The organism is Pseudomonas sp. TUM25319 (assembly GCF_056388475.1).
Genome location: NZ_CM150751.1, coordinates 2,822,450 through 2,843,691 on the forward strand (window position 1 = coordinate 2,822,450; position 21,242 = coordinate 2,843,691).

Consider the following 21,242-nt stretch of genomic DNA (forward strand, 5'->3'; position numbering starts at 1 on the left):
GATCGAGCGCCGTCCGCACGGCGCATCGCCGGCAACGCCGGCTCCCACATTTTTTGCAACGTACCTATGTCTGTCAGGCCATAGTTGATCGCCTTGTTGGTACGCGATATCGAGTCGAGCCCCGTAGCCTCCCCGCAATAGATCGCCGAGCACCAAAGGCTGGCAACTCAAATCTCACAGGCCATGGTGCGTTGCAACAAATGTGGGAGCCGGCGTTGCCGGCGATGCGCCGTGCGGACGGCGCTCGATTTCAAGGGCAACCCCAACCCCAACCCCACACACTCCCGCTATAAGCAAGTAACCAATCGATCTGTCCCGCCACTGAAAATCCCGCCCGCCCGTTGCACAGCAGGTTCAGTAACCCCCTTGCGTACAACCTGACGAGGCCTGCCCACATGACGAGCTTGCAGCATCCCGATCCCAGCACCCTGGAGAACACCGTGCCGCGTGGCATGGTCCACCGCGCCGCGGTCAGCGAGGTGTTCCTCACCGGCGCCCAGCGCGTCGGCGACGGGCATTTCCGCTGCCTGGCGCAACTGCCGCGCACCCACAGCTATTTCAGCGAGCACACCCACCGCGACGCCCACTACGACACGCTGTTGCTGCTGGAGGTGTTCCGCCAGGCATCGATCTACGTGTCCCACGCCTTCCTCGAGGTCAGCGCCAACGACAAGTTCATCTACCTCGACAGCGACACCTATATCGTGGAGCGCGAGGCCCTGGCGGTGGGCGTGCGCCCGGCGTCGGCACTGATCGAGGTGCGGGTGGTGGACGAGTACGTGCGCCACGGCCAGCGCAGCGGCGTGACCCTGGACATGACCCTCAGCCTCAATGGCCGCATCGCCGCCCGCCACGAGCGCATGGCCATCCGCTGGATGACCGACGCCGCCTGGAACAAGATGCGCAACCGCGCCATCGCCGCCGTCGCGCCACAGGCCGATCCCAGGGCGCAGTTGCCGGCACCACTGGCACCGTTCCAGGTCGGCCGGCACTGGCTGAACAACGTGGTGCTCGGCCGCGAGATCGAGGTGGAGGACGGGCAACTGGTGGCCACGCTGATCGTCGATCAGGGCAACCCGGCGATCTTCGACCACCCGCTGGACCACACCCGGCATGCTGCTGCTCGAAGGCTTCCGCCAGATCGCGCTGCTGGCCGCCAAGCGTCAGGCCGGGCTGGCGCCGGATGAGCTGCTGCTGGGCCGCGCAAAGGTGGTATTCGCCCGCTTCGGTGAGTTCGGTCTGGCGACCCGGGTCAAGGCGCGGCTCGACAGCCTGCGCCTGGCGGACGACGGCCGGGTGCTGGTGACGCTGACGGTGGAGCAGGGCGGCGCCGAGCTGGCCAGCGCCGACGTGGAGCTGCAACCGCTGTTGCAACCGGCGGCGCGGATCGCCGCAGGAGGAGCGCGATGAGCGCCATCCAGCGGGTCTGGTTCGATTTCGGCGGGGTGCTGTCGCCGCCCATCGATGCGCTGTTCGAGCAGTACGAGGTCAAGACCGGCCTGGCCCCGGCCGTGCTGCAACGGGCCATCGCCGAGGTCGCCGCCGAGCTGGGCGTGCCGCCGCTGGCGCCGATCGAGAACGCGCTGCTGACGGAGGACGAGTGGGGCCGCCGGGTCGAGCTGGCACTGCAACGCCAGGTGCCGCCGGCGGACATTTCCCGGGCGCGCCTGCGCCAGTTCGGCGAGCAGTGGTTCGCCGGGGTGCTGGCCAACGTTCATATGGTCGAGGCAGCGCGCACCCTGCATCAGGCCGGGTTCGCCATCGGCATCCTCACCAACAACGTGATCGAGTGGGAGGCGCACTGGCGGCCCATCGTCGGCCTGGAGACGGTGGCCGACCTGATCGTCGATTCCTGCAAGGAAGGCTGCCGCAAGCCCGACGCGCGTTTCTTCGACATCGCCCTGGCACGCGCCGGGCTGCCGGCCGAAGCCAACCTGCTGATCGACGATCTGGCCGACAACGTCGCCGCCGCTGCCGACCGTGGCTGGCACACCGTGCATTTCCGCAGTAATCCCCAGGCTCTGGCCGATATTGCCCGGCTCACCGGCGTCGCTGCGCTGGTCAGGGACGTGGCCCTGGAACAAGGAGAACCCGCCTGATGAACATCGCCCTCGACACCGTGCCCCGCGCACCGCGGCTCGCCGATATCAGCGTTGCCCACATCCCCAACCTCGACGCCGCGCCGGCGTATCGCGAGCTGCCGCCGGAAGGCGGTTTCAAGCGCATCCTTCTGCCCAGCGGCCACAGCGCCATCCACCTGACCCGCCACGCCGAGGTGCAGGCGCTGCTGCTGGACAACCGCGCCATCCGCGCGCCGTGCAACGAAGAGGGCGGGCCGAGTTTCCTGCCCACCATCACCCCGCCGGAGCTGTTGCTGAACAACGACATTCCCGACCACGGCCGCCTGCGCAAGGTGGTGGCACGGGACTTCAGCCCCAACGGCGTGGCGCTGCTGCGCGAGGCGGTGGAGCGGGTGACCCACGCCCGTATCGACCTGCTGCAGCGCCAGGCGCCGGGCACCGACCTGTTCAGCCTGGTGCTGGAGCAGGTGCCGTCCACCGTCGATTGCCAGTTGCTCGGCATTCCCCTGGCCGACCGCGACTACTACCGGCCGCTGAGCCACACCGTGCAGATCGCCTCCGATGCCGACGTGCCGGACCTGCTGCGGCAGTTCTGGGGCGTCTACGACTACCTCACCGACCTGGTCACCGGCGCCCGCCCCACCGAGCCGGACGGGTTGATCCAGCGCTTCGTCGCCGCCCGCCACGACAGTGAGCCGGCGCTGACCGACAAGGAACTGGTGGGCATCCTGCTCGGTGTGTTGATCGGCGGCGACCAGAACATCCTCAGCGTGCTGACCAAGGCGGTCTACGTGCTGCTGGCCCAGCCGGCGCTGTACCGCAGCCTGGTGGACGATCCGCGGCTGATCCCGACGGCGGTGGAGGAACTGCTGCGGCTGCTGCCGCTGGGCACCATCTCCACCTTCCCGCGGCTGGCCAGCACCGACCTGGACGGGCCCTGGGGCGTGATCCCGGCGGGCAGCGTGATCTACGCCGACGCCTTCGCCGCCAACCGCGACCCGCAGGTGTTCCCCGAGCCGCTGGCGATCCGTCTCGACCGAGACGACGGTCGCCACCTGCAATTCGGCTACGGCATGCACAACTGCATGGGCGCGGCCCTGGCGCGGCTGGAAATCACCACGGTGCTGCAGATCCTCGTCGAGCGCCTGCCGGACCTGCGCCTCGATACCCCGGCCGAACAATTGCCATGGGTCGAAGGCATCATCCTGCGCCGTCCGACCCGCCTGCCGGTTCGCGGCTTCACCCCTCTCTGACTAGCGGACGGACCCATGACCACCCGACTTTCCGACAACGCCCTGCTGGGCACCATTCTCCTGGCGATCTTCGTCGTGCCCAGTTCCATCTCTGGCACGGCGCTGGCGCTGCCGGCCATCGGCAGTGACATCCAGGCCTCGCTCACCCACCTGCAATGGGTGGTCAATGCCTTCAACCTGGCCTTTGCCTGCTTCACCCTGGCCTGGGGCGCGCTGGCCGACCGGCTCGGGCGCAAGCGCTGCTTCGTGGCGGGTGCTGCCCTCTACGTGCTGGCCTCGGTGATCTCGGCCCTGGCCAGCGAGGCCTGGGTGCTGGACATTGGCCGTGCCCTGGCGGGCATCGGCGCGGCGGCGATCTTCTCCTGCGGCATCGCCATTCTGTCCACCCACTTCGACGGCGCGGCACGGCTGCGGGCCTTCGCCTTGTTCGGCACGGTCGCCGGGCTGGGGGTCAGCCTCGGCCCGACCTTGTCGGGGCTGCTGATCGAAAGCGTCGGCTGGCGGGCGATCTTCTGGGCCCACACCCTGACCCTCGCCCTGGTGCTGCTGGGCACGCCGCTGATCACCCGTGACGGCCAACTGGCCGAGCACAAGGCGCGTTTCGACCTGGGCGGCACCACGCTGTTCGTCGCGGCGTTGCTGGCCTTGATGATCGCCATCGTCCAGGGTTCGCAGTGGGGCTGGCGCAGCCAGGGCGTGCTCGGCCTGGTGGCGCTGTCGGCGCTGCTGCTGGCGGTGTTCGCCTGGCAGGAGCGGCGCCACCGTCAGCCGATGCTTGACCTGTCGTTGCTGGCCAGCGGGCCCTTCGTGGGGCTGGCGCTGGTGACGGTGGCGGCGTCCTTCGGCTTCGTCACCTTGCTCACCTACCTGCCGAGTTACCTGTTTGGTGTGCTGCGCCTGAGCCCGACTCATGCCGGTCTGGCGATGTTGCTGCTGACGGTGCCGATGCTGTTCTGCCCGATCCTCGCCGGAAAATGGGCGGCCAGGGGCGTGTCGGCGGTGGGCATTCTCAAGGCCAGCCTGCTGGCCTTGCTGGCGGGCGTGGTGAGCCTGGCATTGGTGGCCCAGCCACAGGCTGCGCTGTGGCAACTGGCGGCGCCGTTGCTGCTGGTGGGCGCTGGCATGGGGTTGTCTGCCGGGCTGGTGGACGGGCTGGCGCTGAAGACCGTGCCCGAGCAGAAGGCGGGGATGGCGGCGGGCCTGCTCAATACCTTCCGCCTGGGCAGCGAAGCGATTGCCGTGGCGGTGTATGGGTCGTTGCTCGCGACCCTGCTGGACGGAAGGCTGAGGGCAGGGCTGGCGGCGTTCAGCAGCGATGCCCCGACGGTTCGCGAATGGATCGACAGCGTGGCCGCCGGCAATCTTGAAGGTGTCGTGCAGGGCGTGGCCCAGGCCGAGTTGCTGGGTGAGCTGCTGCGCGGCGGGTATGACAGTGCCTTCCACGGTGTGCTGTGGTTCCTGGCCGCGGTGATCCTGCTGCTGACGCTTAGCATTGGCTGGCTGCTGCGACCGCTGCGAGAGCAGGAGCGGGGGGCGTTGGCGGTGCAATAACAACGCAGGCAAGGGTGTTATCCACCAGCAAAGCCGGCTCTTGCAGAGTGTCTGGCGAGCTGGCTTGAGACTGTTTTTCCACTGAGCCGGCTTTGCTGGCGGATAACACTCACCCCTCGTAAAGGCATATGCCAAACAGGTCTTTTTGTAACATTTTTTATTCTTTTTCAGCGTGAATGCCCTGGTGCACACTCGACTCAACTGCCAGGGAAGCAGTCAACCGATCACTCGACCGGCCACCACCTTCTTGTCCGATGGCGTGCGCAGTCCCTCAGAAGATTGTCAGACCCATGGACGTACAGAACCTGCCCAAGCAGCAGACCGTCACCCGAATCTTCCAGCAGCATTACTTGTGGCTGCGCGGGCGCCTGGCGTTTCGCACCGGCTGCAGCCACAGCGCCGAGGACATCGCCGCGGAAACCTTCCTGCGGGTATGGATGCTGCCGGACCCCGGCGCCATTCGCGAGCCGCGGGCTTTGCTGACCACCATCGCCCAGCGCTTGATGTACGAGACCTGGCGCCGTCGCGATCTGGAAAAAGCCTACCTGCACTCCCTCGCCCTGGTGCCGGAGGAGTCGCAGCCATCGCCCCACGAGCAGGTGGCGCTGATCGAGAGCCTGGTGGCCATCGATCGGCTGCTCGACGGGCTGTCCAGCCAGGCGCGCACGGTGTTCGTGCTCAGCCAGCTGGAGGGCCTGACCTACGTGCAGATCCAGCAGCGCCTGGGGCTGTCCCTCGGGCGCATTCATCAGCTCATGGCCCAGGCGCTGCGCTGCTGTTATCGGGGGCTTGAGGAATGAAGGAAACGCGCCTGGACGACCCGGTGGCCGAAGAAGCCATCGACTGGATGGTGCGCCTGCAATCGGGCGACTTCGATGACGAGCAGCAGGCCGAGCTGGAACGCTGGCGCAATCGCTCCAGTCACCACCGCCAGGTGTACCAGCGCCTGCTGGCGGGGCTCGGCCAGTTCCAGCAGTCGCCATGGCGCGGGCGTGGCAGCCAGCCGCTGCTGCGCAGCCTCGACCAGCCCGACAGCCGCCGCGCCTTTTTGCGCACGGCGCTGGGCGTCAGCCTGCTGGTGGGCGGTGCCGGCTGGCTGGCCAGTACGCCGCGCAGCCACTGGAGCGATGGCCAGGAATACCGCACCGCCACCGCTGAACGTTGCACCTGGCGCTTGAGCGACGGCAGCCAGTTGCAGCTCAACGCCCGCAGCCGGGTGTCGGCCTGGTTCGATGGCCAGCAGCGGCGCCTGCGCCTGCACGAAGGCGAGATGCTGATCCAGGTCGCCCCGCTGGCGCAGCGACCGCTGGCGATCCAGACCGGTTCCGGCACCCTGTACAGCGACGGCGGGCAACTGGCCCTGCGCGAACTGCCGGGGCGTTCGCGGGTGGTGACCCTGCAGCACGAGGCGCGCCTGGCGCCGGCCGAGGCTACGGCATTGCCGCTGCGAGCCGGCCAGGTGACCTGGTTCGACCCGCGCGGTGTGCTCGGCCAGGCACCCATGGGCGCCATGGAAACCGCCTGGCTGCAAGGCTGGCTGGTGGTGCACGATGAACCGCTGGGCAATCTGGTGGAAGCGCTGCGCGCCTATCGCAAAGGCTGGGTGCGTGTGGAGCCGGACGTTGCCGGCCTGCGGGTCAGCGGGCGCTTCCCGCTGGATGACAGCGGCCAGACCCTGGAAATCCTCCAGCAGAGCCTGCCGATCCGGGTGGTGCGGGTAACGGACTATCTCTTGTTGATCCGCGCGCTGGGCTGAACCCGACAGGGGCGCTACGGTCGCCGCCGCCGGCTCAATGCCACCCCACACCCCGCGAACAGCAGCACGGGTGCTTCCAGGCGCGCCAGTTGCGTGCCGCCCATGGGCGGGAACGTTCAGGCGAGCTGACCGACTGGCACTGGACAGCGATATCGACAACGCAACGGAACCAATGGCTACGCGCCAGTTTCCTACCTTCGATAGCGTGACCCGGGCCGGAAGACAGATACCCATGAACCCGAATCCAACCCTTGTTGCAGCCCGCCCGTCCCAGGTTGACGCCGGCGGCATCCGCGCGTTGCTGCGCACGTTGAACCAGGAGACCTCACCCCTCGGTCCCATGTCCGAATGGTCGGTGGGCCTGCAGACCATCCTCGACACGATACTGCCCGCCCAGGCACAGATTGTCCTGTTCTGGGGGGCCGATTACGTGGCCTTCTACAACGACGCCTACGCGCCGACCATCGGCAGCAAGCATCCGCGGGCGCTGGGCCGGCCCGCGCAGGAGAGCTGGAGCGAATTGTGGGATGACCTCGAACCGCTCCTGCGTGGCGTGCGCGAGACCGGTGAAACCTTTGCTGCCCGCGACCGGCCGTTCTACATCGAGCGCAGCGGTCATGGCGAAACCGCCTGGTTCGATGTGTCCTATTCGGCGGTGCGCGAGTGCGATGGCAGTGTTGGCGGGGTGCTGTGCATCGTGTCCGAAACCACCCAGCGGGTGCAGTTCCAGCGACGCCAGACGTTCCTGCTGGAACTGGCCAAGGCGCTGCCCGGTTTTGGCGAGCCCGAGCAGATCGAGCGCCAGGTGGCGCGGCGGCTGGGCGAAGAACTGGGGGCGGCCCGGGTGTATTTTGCCGAGGCGCTGGCACCGGACGAGCCCTTCCATATCGCTCGCGACTGGGTACGGGATCTACCGTCGCTGGCGGGTGCCTGCCACGATGAGGCCGGGCCCGGCTTCGTGGCGCCCATCGAACGCGGCCAGGGCCGCGAAGCGCTGCTTTGCGTGCAGTTCGCCGCTCCCCGGGTGCTGGCCGAGGACGAGTGCCGGTTGATCGAACAGACGGCTGCCCAGACCTGGGACTGGATCACCCATGCCCGAGGGGAGCGGGCGCTGAAGAACAAGTCGGCGCACCTGCAGGCGACCTTCGCCGAGCTGATGGCGATCAAGCAGGGCCTTGAGGATCGGGTGACGGCCATGCTCGCCGAGCGCGAGGCGGCCATGCTGCAATTGCATGAAGCGCGCAAGATGGAAACCATCGGCCAGCTCACCGGTGGTATCGCCCACGATTTCAACAACATGCTCACGCCGATCATCGCGTCCCTCGAACTGATGCGCCGCCGGCCGCGGGACGTCGAGGGTTCGGCGCGCCTGATCCATTGCGCGCTGCAGGCCGCAGACCGGGCGCGCAACGTTGTCAGTCGCCTGCTCAGCTTCGCCCGCCGCCAGACCTTGCAGCCGCAGAGCGTGTCGCTGGCGGTGCTGGTGGAGGGCATGCGCGAGCTGATGGCGCGCTCGCTGGGCCCTACTGTCAAGGTGAGCGTGGCGATCGACGAGCGCTTGCCCACGGTGGTGGTCGATCCCCATCAACTGGAGCTGGCCCTGCTCAATCTGGTGATCAACGCCCGCGACGCCATGCCCGCTGGCGGCCACCTGGTGATTGCCGCAGGCACCGACGACGGCCTCCGCCTGCGGCCTGCAGGCATTGCCGGCGAGCAGTTGTGGTTGAGCATCAGCGACGACGGCTGTGGCATGGACGACGAACAACAGCGCCGTTGTGTCGAGCCGTTCTACTCCACCAAGGGCGTCGGCAAGGGCACGGGCCTGGGGCTGTCGATGGTCCAGGGCCTGGCCTTGCAAAGCGGTGGTGGCCTGCAGGTGCGTTCGACCCTGGGTCGCGGCACCGAGGTGACGGTCTGGCTGCCGGTCGGCGCGATGAGCACCGGGCTGCAGGGTGACCTGCATGAGCCGCCGCCGGTGGTGCGGCGGTCTGTCCGCGTGCTGCTGGTGGACGACGAGGTCCTGGTCCGGCAGGCCACGGCACTGCAATTGCGCGACCTTGGCTACGAGGTGCTGGAGGCCGGAGGGCCCTCCCAGGCCTGGGCGCTGATCGAGGCGGGGATGGCCTTCGACGTGCTGGTGACCGACCAGATCATGGCCGAGGCGACCGGCGCCAGCTTCGCCAGGGAACTGCGCGGGCGCTGCGGCGAGCTGCCGGTGCTGATCATCACGGGCTATACCAATCTGCCACCGGAGGCGCTCCGCGGCTTCGAGGTGCTGGGCAAGCCGTTTCAGCGGGTGGAACTGGCGCGCAGCCTCGAGCGCGTGCTGGGTCATCGCCGCTGAGCGGCTACCCGGTGGCGGTTGCGGCGCTGCGTGGCAGGCGGATGACGAAGCAGGTGCCACGCGGCTCGTCGGAGTCGACCTCGACAGTGCCACCATGGGCGCTGGCAATTTCCCGGACGATGAACAGTCCCAGACCCACCGACCTGACGGTGTCGCTGTGTTCGCTGGCGCGGGTCATGGGTTCGAACAGCACCGGGATCAGCGACGCCGGAATCGCCGGGCCGTGGTTGTGCACGGCAAGGACGGCGGCGTCGGCGGTCAGCTCGCTGGTAATCGTGAGTGGGTGGCGGCGGTCGCCATAATTCACACCATTGGCCACCAGGTTGCCGATCATCTGCTGGGCGCGATCCAGGTCGATCGCCACTTGCCCCGATCCCTTGCACAGGTAGCGCAGGTGCGCCTGCGGGAAAGCCACCCGTAGTTCGTTGACACTCTGCTCGACTACCTGATGCAGGTCCATCTGCCGCCGCTTGATGCCCAGGCCCTTGCCGCTGCGCACCGACGCCAGGTCGAGCAGGTCGGCGATCATCCGTTCGGCGCGGGCGCAGGAATTGCCGATGTGGCTGAGCAGGCGGTTGTCCCGCGGCCCCCGGTCGGCCTGGCCGAGCAACTCGGCCGCCATGCGGATCGCGGTGAGCGGGTTTTTCAGGTCGTGGCTGGCGATCGCCACCATCTGCTCGGCGAAGGACGCCCGCCGCCTGGCGTTGCGATAGGCCTCGGCCAGCTCGGTCTGGGCCTGCTGCAGGGCGGTTTCGGCGGCGGTCTTTTCCGACAGCAGCTCCTCGGCGCGGCGCCGGGCGCCCAGCAGTTCACGTTCGTAGCGGTCCCGGTCGACGGTACCGAACAGCGCCAGTTCGTAGACCACCCCATGGGCCAGTTCGCGACGCGTGCCATTGAGCAGGACCGTGACGAGATGACCGGCGCCGTGGCGCAGATCGAGTTTCACTTCGGCCACCGAGCCCTGCATCTTCATCAGCGGCGCCCAGTGGGTCTGGTGGAAGATCCGTCCGCCCATGGTCAGCAGTTCCTGGAAGCGCCGCCCGGCCAGGGATTCCCGGGTCATGCCGAGCCAATTGCAGAAGGTCTGGTTGCAGCGCAGCAGGGTGCCGTCCTCGGCGGTCACCACCAGCCCGCAGGGGGCATGCTCGAACAGCTCGTCGGCGCCAGGCAGCAGGCTGTCATCCATGGCCGCAGTTTCCGCTCCAGGGCGCGAGGAACCTGTCCATGGCCTCGGAGCAGGCGCTCGGCACGCTCATGTGCGGACAGTGGCCGATATTGTCGACCCGTTGCAGCACACTGTTGGGCAGAACGCCGTGAAGGTATTCGCCGACTGCGACCGGGGCGATCAGGTCGTCGGTGGACTGCAGGATCAGCACGGGTGTCTCCAGGCCGGCGACGTCCTGGCGGTTGTCGGAAAGGAAGGTGACGCGGGCGAACTGGCGGGCGATCTCCGGGTCGGTGCGGCAGAAACTGTTGGTCAGTTCGCTGCTCAGCTCGGGCTGGCCAGGGGCGCCCATGATCACCGGAGCCATGGTGCTCGACCAGCCGAGGTAGTTGCTGTCCAGGGTGTCGAGCAATTCGAGGATGTCTTCCTGGCGGAAGCCGCCCACGTAGTCGTCGGCATCGATGTAGCAGGGCGACGGGCCGACCATCACATGGGCCGCGATGGTGCCCGGGGCCAGGCGGTCGGCCAGGGCGCCGATCATCGCGCTGACGGAGTGGCCGACGACGATCGCCGGCCCTCGGGCGAAGTGCCGGATGATCTCGTTGAGGTCGCGGGCGTAACCGTCCAGCGAGGCATATTTGTCGCGGTCCCAGGCGCTCAGGTCGGAACGACCGGCACCCACCAGGTCATACAGCACCACGCGAAAGTGGTCCTGGAAGTGCGGCTGCAGGTAGTTCCACATCGATTGGTCGCAACCGAAACCGTGGGAGAAGACCAGCGTCGAAGGGCCGTCGCCGATGACATTCACGTTATTGCGTCGTTGCAGGTCCATGGTTCCGGTTCTCATGCTGGCAGTTCGCCAGAAACGTTAGCAGGGCGGGGTGGCGCTGGCGAGTGTCCGGGCACCTTGTCCCGGGACCCTGTCTTGACTCCTTGCGCCAGCGGAAAGTTTCCGTTGCGCTCCGGGCACGCCACAGGTTTTCCCCGATTGCCGTCCGGCACCGCGAAAACCTGCGTGATTGACGCTTTCAAGCAATATGAATACAGTGTGTATACAGAGATTATTCATTCTGAAACCTGCTGGTGGAAGTGAATGTCTTGCGTAGCGCGGGACGGGCCGGAAGGCTGTCCCGGGCGGATCAGAAGACGATGCGCGGGTTCCTGCGTTGCCGTGCAGGTGCGCACCGGCGTGGCAAAGGGGAGGAGCTCCGTAGCTCGCATCTACCCACCCTTTGAAAGAGTTGAATCAACATGGCGGTTTCAAGAAGAAAGGTCCTGATTGGAGCGGGCGTTGGCGCCGGTGTCATTGCTGCCGGCGGCGCTGCTTCCCTGCTCGCGGACGGCGTGCCGAACGACCCGGATTCCCTGCAGCGCATTGCCTCGCTGCCCAAGGACGACTCCAGCCCGGGCTGGTTCCACACCAGCCGCGTGCGCCAGCCACGTCCACCGCTGATCGGCGATGCCCAGGCGCCCTGGGTGGTGGTCGGCGGCGGCTTTACCGGGCTCGCGGCTGCGCGCCAGCTGGCGCTGAACTTCCCCAATGACCAGGTGATCCTGGTAGAAGCCCAGCAGGTCGGCTTCGGCACCTCCGGGCGAAACGCCGGTTTCCTCATCGATGTGCCCCATGACATCGGTGCGCCGGACTACATCGGCGACAAAGCCAATGCCCGCAACGTCCTGGCCCTCAACCAGCGCGGCCAGCACATCCTTCGCGACCTGGTCGAAGAGCACAACATCGTCGACGCCCACCTGCGCCACTCCGGCAAGTACCAGGCGGCCATCGAGGACAAGGGCATCGCCGTGCTCAACGCCTACCGCGGCGGCCTGGAAGGGTTGGGCGAGAAGGTCGAGCTGATCGAAGGCAACGAGCTGAAGGACCATATCGGCACCTCGTTCTACCGCAAGGCGCTGTTCACGCCGGGCACCATGCTGGTCCAGCCGTCGGCACTGGTGAAGGGCCTGGCCGACAGCCTGCCGGCGAACGTCACCCTGTACGAAGACACCCCGATCACCGCCGTGGACTACGGCACGAAAACCGTGCTGCACCACCCGACCGGGCGCATCACCGCCGACAAGCTGATCCTCGCCAACAACGCCTTTGGCCAATACTTCGGTTTCCTGCAGGGCCGCATGCTGCCGATCTTCACCTACGGCAGCCTGACCCGTCCGCTGACCGCTGCCGAGCAGGCCAGCATCGGCGGCCACGAGTTCTGGGGCGTGATCCCGGCCGACCCGTTCGGTACCACCCTGCGCCGCACCCACGACAACCGCATCCTGGTGCGCAACAGCTTCAGCTTCAACCCGGATGGCCGGGCCAAGACCAACTACCCGGAGAAGGTTCGCCCGGCGCACCGTTTGTCCTTCGAGCGGCGTTTCCCGACCCTGGCTGGCGTGCCGTTCGAGCACACCTGGGGCGGCGGCCTGGCGATGACCCGCAACGGCGCCGGCTTCTTCGGCGAGCTGCGGCCGAACGTCTATGGTGCGCTGGGTTGTAACGGCCTGGGCACCGTGCGCGGCACGGCCACCGGCACCTTGCTGGCGAACCTGCTGGCGGGCAAGCGCGAGAACCTGACCGACTTCCTGCTGGCGGCGCCCAAGCCGAGCTGGAATCCGCCGCAGCCGGCGTTGTCGCTGGGGGTCAACTTCACCTTGCGGACCGGCCAGGCGCGGGCGGGTCTGGAGGCCTGACACATCGCCTGGTGGGAGCGGCTTCAGCCGCGATTGGGCGCGTAGCGGCCATACAACCTGTGTCCCGGGTGTGTCAGGCTGATGGGGGACTCAGGTTTTACGACGGCTTTGCCGCCGTTCGCGGCTGAAGCCGCTCCTACCGGGATACCCCCCAAGGTCGGGCTCAAGACCCGACATGCCCACTGCTGCTGACAATCCTCAGGCTCAGCGCCTCATACGGGTCGAGGTTGATCAGCAGTCGCCCGTCCTCGCTCAGGTCGCCTTCGACCGTCTCATTGATCATGTCCACCACCGGCCCCGGGGTGAAGCCACTCAGGTGCAGTTCCTCGCTGATCGCTTCCTGGCTGAAGTTCAGCGCGCTGATCTGGGTGCCGCGGCCCGCCGGCAGTTCGTGGACCATCACCAGCAACCCGGACGTCAGCACGTCCGGCACCAGCACCTGGCGGCTGCTGGCGATGCCGTAGGCCTGGCGTACGGCGAGCAGTTTCTTCACCTTGCTGGCAAACGAGTCAGGCTGTTCCAGCTGGCTGTCGAGGCTGCCGTAGAGGCTGCGCGCACGCGGCATGCCACGTACCGAGCTATCGGCGTCCGGCGCAAGGCCGGCCAGGTCGTAGCCGCCACGGTGAATCCAGCGGGTGTCGCCATCGACCATGCGTTCGGCCACTGCCTCGGCCGGCAAGGGCAGGGCACCCACCAGGTCCCAGCCGGAGAACGCCACCACGCCGGGCTGCATGGCGTTGTACATGACCAGCAGCAGGTGCACTTTCTGGATCAGCTCGATCTCTGCCTCGCCGATCTGCTCCAGGTCGCGAATGCCCAGCGCGGCAGTGATCAGGCTCGCCGTGGTGCAGGCGATGCCATTGGTGACGAAGCGCAGGTTGTAGGGGGCGTGCTCGCCCGACAGCCGCTCATAGATCTCTTCACGGATGTGCTCGCGCAGGATGCTGCCGGGCAGGGTCTGGCCCTTGTACAGGTACATATCATGGGCGTGCAGGGTCCAGAAATGCACCAGCTCCACCGTCAGTTCGTCGTGGTTCTGCAGGGCATGGATCAGCGACGCCGGGTCGATGCCGAAGCCGTGCATTTCCTTGAGCATCAGCCGCAGGAACTCGGTATCGCCGGTGAGCAGCGCGTGCTGATAGGCGGGGCGGGTGATGAAGTCGTAGGACAGGTCGGCTCCGCCTTTGGACATCTGCGCGATGTCGTCCAGGGTGAGGTTCAGTTCCTGGAAGCTGAAGCCGCCGGCCTTGCGGATCATCCCGCCGATCAACTGATTGCCGGTGATCGACAGTGGGTGACTCTCCGACCAGGCAGTGCCACCCGCGCGGATCTCCACGCCGAGAAAACCGTTGGCGTCCAGGCGCAGGCCGCGGGCGCCGAGGCAGTCGAGGGCGTGCAGGGCGTCGCCGATGATCATCTGCTGGGCGGCAAAGGTCGGGTCGAGCCAGTTCAGCGACGGCTGGCCTTCCTTGAAGTAATGCAGGTAGACCCAGCGTCGGGTCTTGCCGTCCACCCCGGTGATCGGCGGTGTGGCGCTCCAGTCGGTCTCCTTGACGCCGGGCTCGAAGAAGATCACCCGCTGCAACTGGCCGACGATGTAGTGGCGTAGCTTGAGCTCGTCGCAGACGGCGGGCGGCAGGTTGACGGCATCGCGACCCGCCGGCACCTCTGGCAGCAGCGACCAGTCTTCCTCGCGGATCTCGACCATGTGGTACAGCCCCGGATACACGCCATGGCCCAGCTCGGCCAGGCGGAAATCGGCGCCCTTGCCGGTGTGGGAGGGGATCAGGTCGTCGATGGTCACCGCATTGTGCGCGGCGGCCAGGCGACTCATGCGCACCAGTTCTTCCTCGCTGCCGTACAGCGGGTCGATATCGAAACTCATGCGGTCGAAATTGCCGTCGATGCTTGGCGTGGTCTCGCGCCCGCGCAGGCCGCCGGACTGCTTGATCGGCCCGGTGTGGATGCCTTGCACACCGATCTCCGACAGGCGCTTCCACAGCGCCTCGTGGCCGAGGGCGCCAAGCACGCTGCAATCCTCGGGGGCGATGATCGCGTCGGGATACACCGTCAGCCACACCGACGCGATATCGGTGGCACGGCGCGGCTGCGCCTCGGCATAGGGGTTCTGCCACAGCCGTGCCTGGCCGGCGTACAAGGTGGCGCGGGTCTGGGCGGCGCGCAGCATCGAGCGGTCTTCGAGCCACTTCACGTAGGCGTCGTCGGGTCGGGCCATTGCGGTTTCCTCGCTAGCGTCCGTTGGGGGCTGTGAGGTTATGACGGTAGTCGAGGCGGAACGTTCGGATGGGTTGGGCTGTCGAGGTTTGGTGCGCGGCGTATCGCGGGTGCATGACTTAAGAGCTTCAGCGCCCTTGAGATCGAGCGCCGCCTGCGCGGCGCATCGCCGGCAAGGCCGGCTCCCACAATGGTCGCGTCGGGCACAGATTTATTGTCTGGCTCGATACCTCGTGGGAGCGGCTGTCAGCCGCGATTCGATCTCAAGCACGACGACGTGCGTCAGCTCAAAGCTCCCGAGCCAGCTCGGCCCCGTTCCCCCGCCGATTCAACACCACCAGGTACACCAGTCCGACCGCAATCCACCCACAACCGAGCAACTGCGCATCCAGGCTCATGCTGACCAGTACATAAGCGATGATCACCAGCCCGATCGCCGGGAACAGCAGGTGCTTGAACCACTGCCCGCTCTTCTGGCGAATGAAGTAGTGGTTGATCACCGCCAGGTGCAGCAGGCAGAAGCCGGTCAGGGCGCCGAAGTTGACCAGTGAGGTGAGCACGTCCGGCGCATCGAGGAAGTACAGGCCGATGCCCAGCGACAGCACACCCACCAGGTACAGGCTGATGTGCGGTGTCTGGTAGCGCGGATGAACGCTGGCCAGCACCCGCGGCAGCTTGCCGTCCCTCGCCATGGAGTAGAGCAGGCGCGACACGGCGGCCTGGGAGGTGATGGACACGGTGACGCCCCAGGCCAGCGCGGTGGACACCGCGGTGAGGGTGGACAGCCAGCGCCCGCCGGCGGCTTCGGCGATCTCGTAGAAGGCGGTGTCCGCCGACTTGAAGGTCATGCCGGCCGCAAGGTCGGTGGCCAGCCAGGTCTGGATGATGAAGATCCCGCCCATGACGAACAACGCGATCAGCGCGGCGCGGCCGATCTGCTTGGCCGGGTCGCCCTTGACTTCTTCGGCGAGGGTGGAGATGGCGTCGAAGCCAAGGAACGACAGCACCGCGATGGACACCGCCTTCATCACCAGGCCGAGGTTGAAATGCTCCGGTTGCAGCAGCGGCTCAAGCGTCAGCCGGCCATTGCCCAGGCCGCCTTCCAGCGCCTGGTAACCGACCACCAGGAAGATCGCCAGCACCGCCAGTTCGGCGATCAGGAACAGCAGGTTGAAGCGCGCCGCCAGGGTGATGCCGCGCAGGTTGATGAGCGTGGCCGAGACCAGGAAGATCAGCATGAACACCAGCTTGGGAATCGCCGGGAACAGGTGGTTCAAGGCCAGGGCGCTGAACACGTAGAGCAGCGGCGGGATCAGCAGGTAGTCGAGCAGCAGCACCCAGCCGGCGATGAAGCCGACGTTGGGATGGATGCCGCGCTGGGCATAGGAATACACCGAGCCGGCGATGGGGAAGGCGCGGGCCATGGCGCCGTAGCTGAGGGCGGTGAACAGCATCGCCACCATGCCCACCAGGTAGGCCATCGGCACCATGCCGTTGGCGTCGGCGTGGACCCAGCCGTACACGCCGAAGGGCGCGATGGGGATCATGAAGATCATGCCGTAGATCACCAGGTCGCGAAGGGTGAGACTGCGGCGCAGTTGTTGGGTGTATCCGAATTGTTCGATAGCCACGGTGGAATCCTCTGGGGGACGGCAGCTTTAAAGATTCGGCGCTTGGATGTGCGCTCAGTTGTTCTTGTTCTACGAACCTGCCCGACCCGGTTTCCCTGGCCGGGACAAGCTTCAGAGCCAGGGCGCCAGGCGCTGCGTCCAGGCTTCCACCCCTTGCGGGGTCCGCAGTCCATCGTTGCGGATTTCCAGCAGCACGGCGTCGATGCCGCGTCCATCGCCATGGACGGGGACGGTCATGTCCTCCGCCGGGTCGATCACATAAGGCTGGTTGGCGCCGGTCTCCTCGCCGCATTCGCGCAAGGCGCCGATGATCCGGCTGGCGTAGGCCTCGGCCTCGCCGTACAGCACGCCGGCAGTCCATGGCCGGGGTTTGCCGCGGTAGCTCGGGGTGAAGCTGTGCACCCCGACGAGACGGACTTCCCGACCCTCGGCGATGCGCGCATCCAGCAGCTGCGTCAGTTGCTGATGAAACGGCTCGAACAGCCGTGCCACCCGTTCCTGGCGGTTGGCCTCCGACAGGCCGACGTTGCCGGGGATCGGGTAGACCTCGCTGTGCTCGGGGATCAGGTCATCGGCCGACAGCGGCCGGTTCAGGTCGATCAGCAGCCGCGAGTAGTTGGCCACCAGCAAGGTGGCGTCGAGCCGTTTGGCCAGCGCTTCGGCCAGCTCGAGGGCGCCGATGTCCCAGGCGATGTGTTCGGCGGCGGCCACGTCATCCAGCCCCAACTGCGCCAGTGGCTCCGGGATGTAGCGGCTGGCGTGCTCGCACACCAGCAGCACCGGGCTGTCGCCGTACGGGTTGACCAGCCGGAACGGCGGGCGCTGGTACAGGCCGGCTTCAGTAGTAGGTTGCATAGGTTTCACAGAGTTGCTCCTCGCCAAGCTCACGGGTGAGCGTCAGTTCCTGGCGCTTCATCGAGACGTAGGTGTCCAGCAGCGCCGCGGGCAGTTGCGCGCACAGCTCGCTGTCCTCCAGCAGCAGGCGCTGGGCCTCTTCGAGCGAGGCCGGCAGGGCCTTGATGCCCAGTTCCTCGCGCTGCTCGGCACTGAGGCTATGGGGATCGACATCGGTGACCGCCGACAGTGGCAGCTCCTGCTCGATGCCCAGGCGTCCGGCGATCAGTGCCGCGGCCATGGCCAGGTGCGGGCTGGCGGTGGCGTCCATCGGCCGGAACTCGAGGTTGAACTGCTGGGCGCGAGGCTTGCCGCCAAGGCCCACCACCGGACAGATACGCAGCGCCGCCTCGCGGTTCTGCAGGCCCAGGCAGGCGTAGGCCGCGCTCCAGTGATGGGGCTTGAGGCGCAGGTACGACACCGCCGTGGGCGCAGTGAGGGCGCAGAGTGCCGGCAGGTGGCGCAGCACGCCGGCGGACCAGTGTTGCGCCAGTTTCGACAGTTTGCCGGGGCCGTTCTCGTCGTAGAACACCGGCGTGCCGTCCAGGCGTTGCAGGCTGATGTGCAGGTGCACGCCATTGGTCACCGCACCGGGGGCGAGCAGCGGCGTGAAGCTGCTGCGCAGGCCCAGCTGGCGGGCGATCTCGCGGGTCACTTCGCGCACGTTCACGGCGCGGTCCGCCGCTGCCACGCCCTGGGTCGGGCGGCAGGTGACTTCGTACTGGTCGCGGCCATACTCCGGCAGGAACATCTCAGGCTCCGCGCCGATCTGCTCCAGGGCGCTCATCAGCCAGCCGCCGAAGTCGCCGCTCTGGCGCTGGGCCTGCAGCGAGAAGGCGGCCGTGCGCTGGGCTGGCAGGCCAAGCAGGTTGAATTCGTGTTCGAAGGCGGCGGTGATCTGCAGGCCGAGCTCGCGGTAGCGGGCGGTTTCTTCTTTCAGCAGGGTGCGCGGGCACACCGGCCAGGGCGCGCCGTCGGTGGTCACCAGATCGCCGTGCAGGTAGTCCAGCGGCGCGGCCTGTGGGTCGGGGCCGTGCTCCAGGCGTACGCGGCTGTCGGGGTCGGGGAGCAGGCGCAGGTCGCCGTGGCTACCCCAGGGGCCGTCTTCGGCGATCACGTCCTGGGGCGTCAGCGAGCTGTTGGCCGGCACCCAGCCGCAGCCGCTGGCGAGCTGGCCGGCGACATCCGTCTCGGGCAGCGAGCGGCCGCGGGTGATGCCGCACAGGTCGGTGGTGACGAAGCTGGTCAGGCGCAGCGGCGCGCCGGGATTGCGTTGACTCATGGCGGTCTCCCGGGCTCAGGCCAGCGCAGCGATGCGGGCCAGGACGGTGTCGGTGTCGGTGATCCAGCAATAGCCCTTGATCGCGTTCAGGCAGGCCTGGTGGCGTTCGGCGGTGTGGGTGGCGCAGGCGTCTTCCACCAGCGTCACCAGGTAGCCGCGGTCGGCGGCGTCGCGCACGGCCATGTCCACGCACTGGTCGGTGACCACGCCGCAGACGATCAGGTGGCGGGTGTTCAGGTTGCGCAGCACGTAGTCGATGGCGGTGGAGTTGAAGACTCCGGAAGAGGTCTTGGGCAGCACGATCTCGTTTTCCGCCGGCGCCAGGGCGTCGATCACCTGGGCGTCGGGGCTGCCCTTGGGCAGGTGCATGTCCGACAGCTTGTGGTCCAGCGAGCGGTCGCGGCCATCGGCGGTGAGGCTTTCGATGATGGTGTGCAGCACGTTCTCGCCGATGCCCCGCATCGCCGCCAGCAGGCGCTGCTGGTTGGGGATGACGGTCTGTTCGACCCGCTCGTAGAAGTAGCGGGCGGCCTGCGGATCGACGTGGGGATCACGGCCGGGCTCGACCCAGGCGCGCTGCATGTCGACGAACAGCATCGCGGTCTGGCCGGCGGTGAACGGCAGGTCGCGGGGGGATTGATGGGGCACGGTGGGCACGGCTATTCCTCCAGGATGTGGCTGCTGAACGCAGCTCGTAATTGATCGATGCCTTCCAGGCGGTCATCGAGGTGACCGTCCATCCGTGCCACCAGGGAGGCGATCAGCGCCTCGACCTGGGCGGTCGCGGGAACCAGTGAATCGAAGGGCGAGCGGGATTCCACCGGTGCGCTGACGATCAGGTCGGCGAACTCGCGTAGCGGCGAGTCGTAGATATCGGTGAACAACAACACCCGCGCGCCACGGGCCTTGGCGGCCTTGGCCACGGCGAAGGCCTGGGCCTGGTAGCGGCGGTAGTCGAACACCACCACCAGGGTCTGGCGGTCGAGTTCGTTGAGCTGGTCGGGCAGGGCGGCACCGTCGTCCAGCAGCAGGCAGCCACTGCGCAGGATGCGCAGGTGGGCGACCAGGTAGCCGGCGAGGAAACGGCTGAAGCGCCCGCCGTGGCACAGCACGCGGGTCTTGCTGTCGAGCAGCCAGTCGCCGATCAGGCGGATATCGTCGGCCTGGGTCAGGGCCAGGGTACGTTGCAGACTCTCGCTGGCCTCGCCCAGGTAGTTGGACCAGACGTCGTCGCGGCTCATGGCTTCGCGACGGTCGGCCAGCAGCGTGCGCGGCGAGCGCAGGCGGTCGTCCACTTCGGCCAGCAGGGCGTTCTGGAAGTCGGCGTAGCCGGCAAAACCGAGTTTCTTCACCAGGCGCAGGATGGTCGGATCGCTGACCCCGGCTTGCCGCGCCAGCCGCGACATCGGGCCGAGACCGCCACGCGGGTAGTCGTCGAGCAGGGCGCGGATGACCTTGCGCTCGGCTTTGGTGAGGTCGACTTCGGGCGTATTCAGGCGGGCTTTGAGTGTCGGCATGGCAAGGTCCCTGTGGATGTCTTATTTGTATAATGTGTTTCAGAAATACGCAACGGTGTATTTTTGTCGAATTCACTACTTTTCATGCTGACAGGGCGCTGCAGCCGAAGCACAGCGCCAGCCATGGGAAAGGCGTCTTAAAGCGCGCGCAACAGCGCCCGGGTCTGTTCACAGACCATGTCGATGACTTTCTCGAAACGCTCACCGGCGAAATCGGGCCAGCCCAGGGTATCGAGGGTCATGCCGGGGGTGAGGTGAAACGGCAGCAACTGGCCGTGCAGGGTGATTGCCCGCAGGGTGCTGGCTTCATCGATCTCGACCTGGCCGCGCAGGCGTGCCACCAGCGCGCAGGTCACGCCGAGCAGGCGCTGGCCCACCACCTGCTGGATCAGGCGCTGACCGTCGCCGGGGCCGAGGCCGGCCTGCTCGCGGGCGTGAAACTTGCGCCAGCCGGCGGTTTCCGGTGAGCGCAGCATGAGTTCGGCGATGCTGCGGTGCAGGGCACAGAACGCTTCGATCAGCGCCTCCCGGTCGGCCTCGGCGGCGAGTGTCGCTTCGGCCTGCTCGATGGCCGGGTCCAGTGCTTCGCCGATGCGCTGGGTCATGTGCTCGACGCAGGCCAGGTACAGGCCGCGCTTGTTGCTGAAGTAGTAATTCAGGGCCGGCGCATTGAGCCCCGCACGTTCGGCGATGTCGCGGGTGGAGGCGCCTTCGAAGCCCTGTTCGCCGAAACGCTCCAGGGCCACCGACAGCAGCCGCGCGCTGCTCTCGTCACCGCATTGGTATCCGCCGTGGCTCTCCTGACGGCGTCGCTTGGTTGCGCTCACATCGCTCTCCTGTCGGCT

At 67.2% G+C, this 21,242-nt stretch carries 18 protein-coding genes; 9 read left to right on the plus strand and 9 right to left on the minus strand.

Going from position 1 to position 21,242, the window contains the following annotated elements:
- Window positions 1-395: 395 nt before the first annotated feature.
- The 8 genes from AC05QJ_RS13345 to AC05QJ_RS13380 all read left to right on the plus strand — a co-directional run bounded on the left by AC05QJ_RS13345 (window position 396) and on the right by AC05QJ_RS13380 (window position 8,985).
- Complete coding sequence (locus AC05QJ_RS13345) at window positions 396-1,187, plus strand: AfsA-related hotdog domain-containing protein (RefSeq protein WP_476747298.1); 792 nt, start codon at window positions 396-398, stop codon at window positions 1,185-1,187.
- Window positions 1,114-1,410 carry an AfsA-related hotdog domain-containing protein gene (locus AC05QJ_RS13350; RefSeq protein WP_476747299.1) on the plus strand — a complete coding sequence of 99 codons (297 nt, stop codon included), beginning with the start codon at window positions 1,114-1,116 and terminating at the stop codon, window positions 1,408-1,410. Before AC05QJ_RS13345 ends, AC05QJ_RS13350 begins: the two co-directional genes overlap by 74 nt.
- Window positions 1,407-2,099 carry an HAD family hydrolase gene (locus AC05QJ_RS13355; protein WP_476747300.1) on the plus strand — a complete coding sequence of 231 codons (693 nt, stop codon included), beginning with the start codon at window positions 1,407-1,409 and terminating at the stop codon, window positions 2,097-2,099. The genes AC05QJ_RS13350 and AC05QJ_RS13355 overlap by 4 nt, the downstream gene beginning before the upstream one ends.
- The gene (locus AC05QJ_RS13360; protein WP_476747301.1) at window positions 2,099-3,334 is read left to right on the plus strand and encodes a cytochrome P450; all 1,236 of its coding nucleotides are present in this window, start codon (window positions 2,099-2,101) and stop codon (window positions 3,332-3,334) included. The genes AC05QJ_RS13355 and AC05QJ_RS13360 overlap by 1 nt, the downstream gene beginning before the upstream one ends.
- A gap of 15 nt (window positions 3,335-3,349) precedes the next feature.
- Window positions 3,350-4,885 carry an MFS transporter gene (locus AC05QJ_RS13365; RefSeq protein WP_476747302.1) on the plus strand — a complete coding sequence of 512 codons (1,536 nt, stop codon included), beginning with the start codon at window positions 3,350-3,352 and terminating at the stop codon, window positions 4,883-4,885.
- A gap of 290 nt (window positions 4,886-5,175) precedes the next feature.
- On the plus strand, window positions 5,176-5,685 hold the full coding sequence (locus AC05QJ_RS13370) for a sigma-70 family RNA polymerase sigma factor (protein ID WP_476747303.1): 510 nt from the start codon (window positions 5,176-5,178) through the stop codon (window positions 5,683-5,685).
- Window positions 5,682-6,641, plus strand: a complete 960-nt coding sequence (locus AC05QJ_RS13375; RefSeq protein ID WP_476747304.1) for a FecR family protein — start codon at window positions 5,682-5,684, stop codon at window positions 6,639-6,641. The genes AC05QJ_RS13370 and AC05QJ_RS13375 overlap by 4 nt, the downstream gene beginning before the upstream one ends.
- 232 nt (window positions 6,642-6,873) lie before the next feature.
- Window positions 6,874-8,985 (plus strand): ATP-binding protein, encoded by a 2,112-nt coding sequence (locus AC05QJ_RS13380; RefSeq protein WP_476747305.1) that lies wholly within the window; start codon window positions 6,874-6,876, stop codon window positions 8,983-8,985.
- A 4-nt stretch (window positions 8,986-8,989) separates the two neighbouring features.
- Here AC05QJ_RS13380 and AC05QJ_RS13385 read toward each other — a convergent pair whose 3' ends face one another.
- Both AC05QJ_RS13385 and AC05QJ_RS13390 read right to left on the minus strand, forming a co-directional pair.
- Entirely contained in the window at window positions 8,990-10,171 is a 1,182-nt protein-coding gene (locus tag AC05QJ_RS13385; protein WP_476747306.1) for a PAS domain-containing sensor histidine kinase, read from the minus strand.
- Window positions 10,164-10,982 (minus strand): alpha/beta fold hydrolase, encoded by an 819-nt coding sequence (locus AC05QJ_RS13390; protein WP_476747932.1) that lies wholly within the window; start codon window positions 10,980-10,982, stop codon window positions 10,164-10,166. Before AC05QJ_RS13390 ends, AC05QJ_RS13385 begins: the two co-directional genes overlap by 8 nt.
- A 533-nt stretch (window positions 10,983-11,515) precedes the next feature.
- Here AC05QJ_RS13390 and AC05QJ_RS13395 point away from each other — a divergent pair.
- Window positions 11,516-12,838: an NAD(P)/FAD-dependent oxidoreductase gene (locus tag AC05QJ_RS13395; protein ID WP_476747933.1), complete on the plus strand. Its 1,323-nt coding sequence runs from the start codon at window positions 11,516-11,518 to the stop codon at window positions 12,836-12,838.
- A gap of 163 nt (window positions 12,839-13,001) precedes the next feature.
- Here the strand turns inward: AC05QJ_RS13395 and treS are convergent, their stop codons facing one another.
- From treS to AC05QJ_RS13430, 7 genes are all read right to left on the minus strand, one after another.
- Window positions 13,002-15,074: a maltose alpha-D-glucosyltransferase gene (gene treS / locus AC05QJ_RS13400; RefSeq protein ID WP_476747307.1), complete on the minus strand. Its 2,073-nt coding sequence runs from the start codon at window positions 15,072-15,074 to the stop codon at window positions 13,002-13,004.
- A 286-nt stretch (window positions 15,075-15,360) separates the two neighbouring features.
- On the minus strand, window positions 15,361-16,704 hold the full coding sequence (locus AC05QJ_RS13405) for an APC family permease (RefSeq protein WP_476747308.1): 1,344 nt from the start codon (window positions 16,702-16,704) through the stop codon (window positions 15,361-15,363).
- Between the two features lie 111 nt (window positions 16,705-16,815).
- Entirely contained in the window at window positions 16,816-17,559 is a 744-nt protein-coding gene (locus AC05QJ_RS13410) for an N-formylglutamate amidohydrolase (RefSeq protein WP_476747934.1), read from the minus strand.
- Window positions 17,543-18,880, minus strand: coding sequence for a glutamine synthetase family protein (locus AC05QJ_RS13415; protein WP_476747309.1), 1,338 nt, complete (start codon window positions 18,878-18,880; stop codon window positions 17,543-17,545). Before AC05QJ_RS13415 ends, AC05QJ_RS13410 begins: the two co-directional genes overlap by 17 nt.
- 15 nt (window positions 18,881-18,895) lie before the next feature.
- Window positions 18,896-19,477: a cysteine hydrolase family protein gene (locus AC05QJ_RS13420; RefSeq protein ID WP_476747935.1), complete on the minus strand. Its 582-nt coding sequence runs from the start codon at window positions 19,475-19,477 to the stop codon at window positions 18,896-18,898.
- 62 nt (window positions 19,478-19,539) lie between these two features.
- Window positions 19,540-20,397 (minus strand): MurR/RpiR family transcriptional regulator, encoded by an 858-nt coding sequence (locus AC05QJ_RS13425; RefSeq protein WP_476747310.1) that lies wholly within the window; start codon window positions 20,395-20,397, stop codon window positions 19,540-19,542.
- 137 nt (window positions 20,398-20,534) lie between these two features.
- Complete coding sequence (locus AC05QJ_RS13430; protein ID WP_476747311.1) at window positions 20,535-21,224, minus strand: CerR family C-terminal domain-containing protein; 690 nt, start codon at window positions 21,222-21,224, stop codon at window positions 20,535-20,537.
- Window positions 21,225-21,242 lie beyond the last annotated feature (18 nt).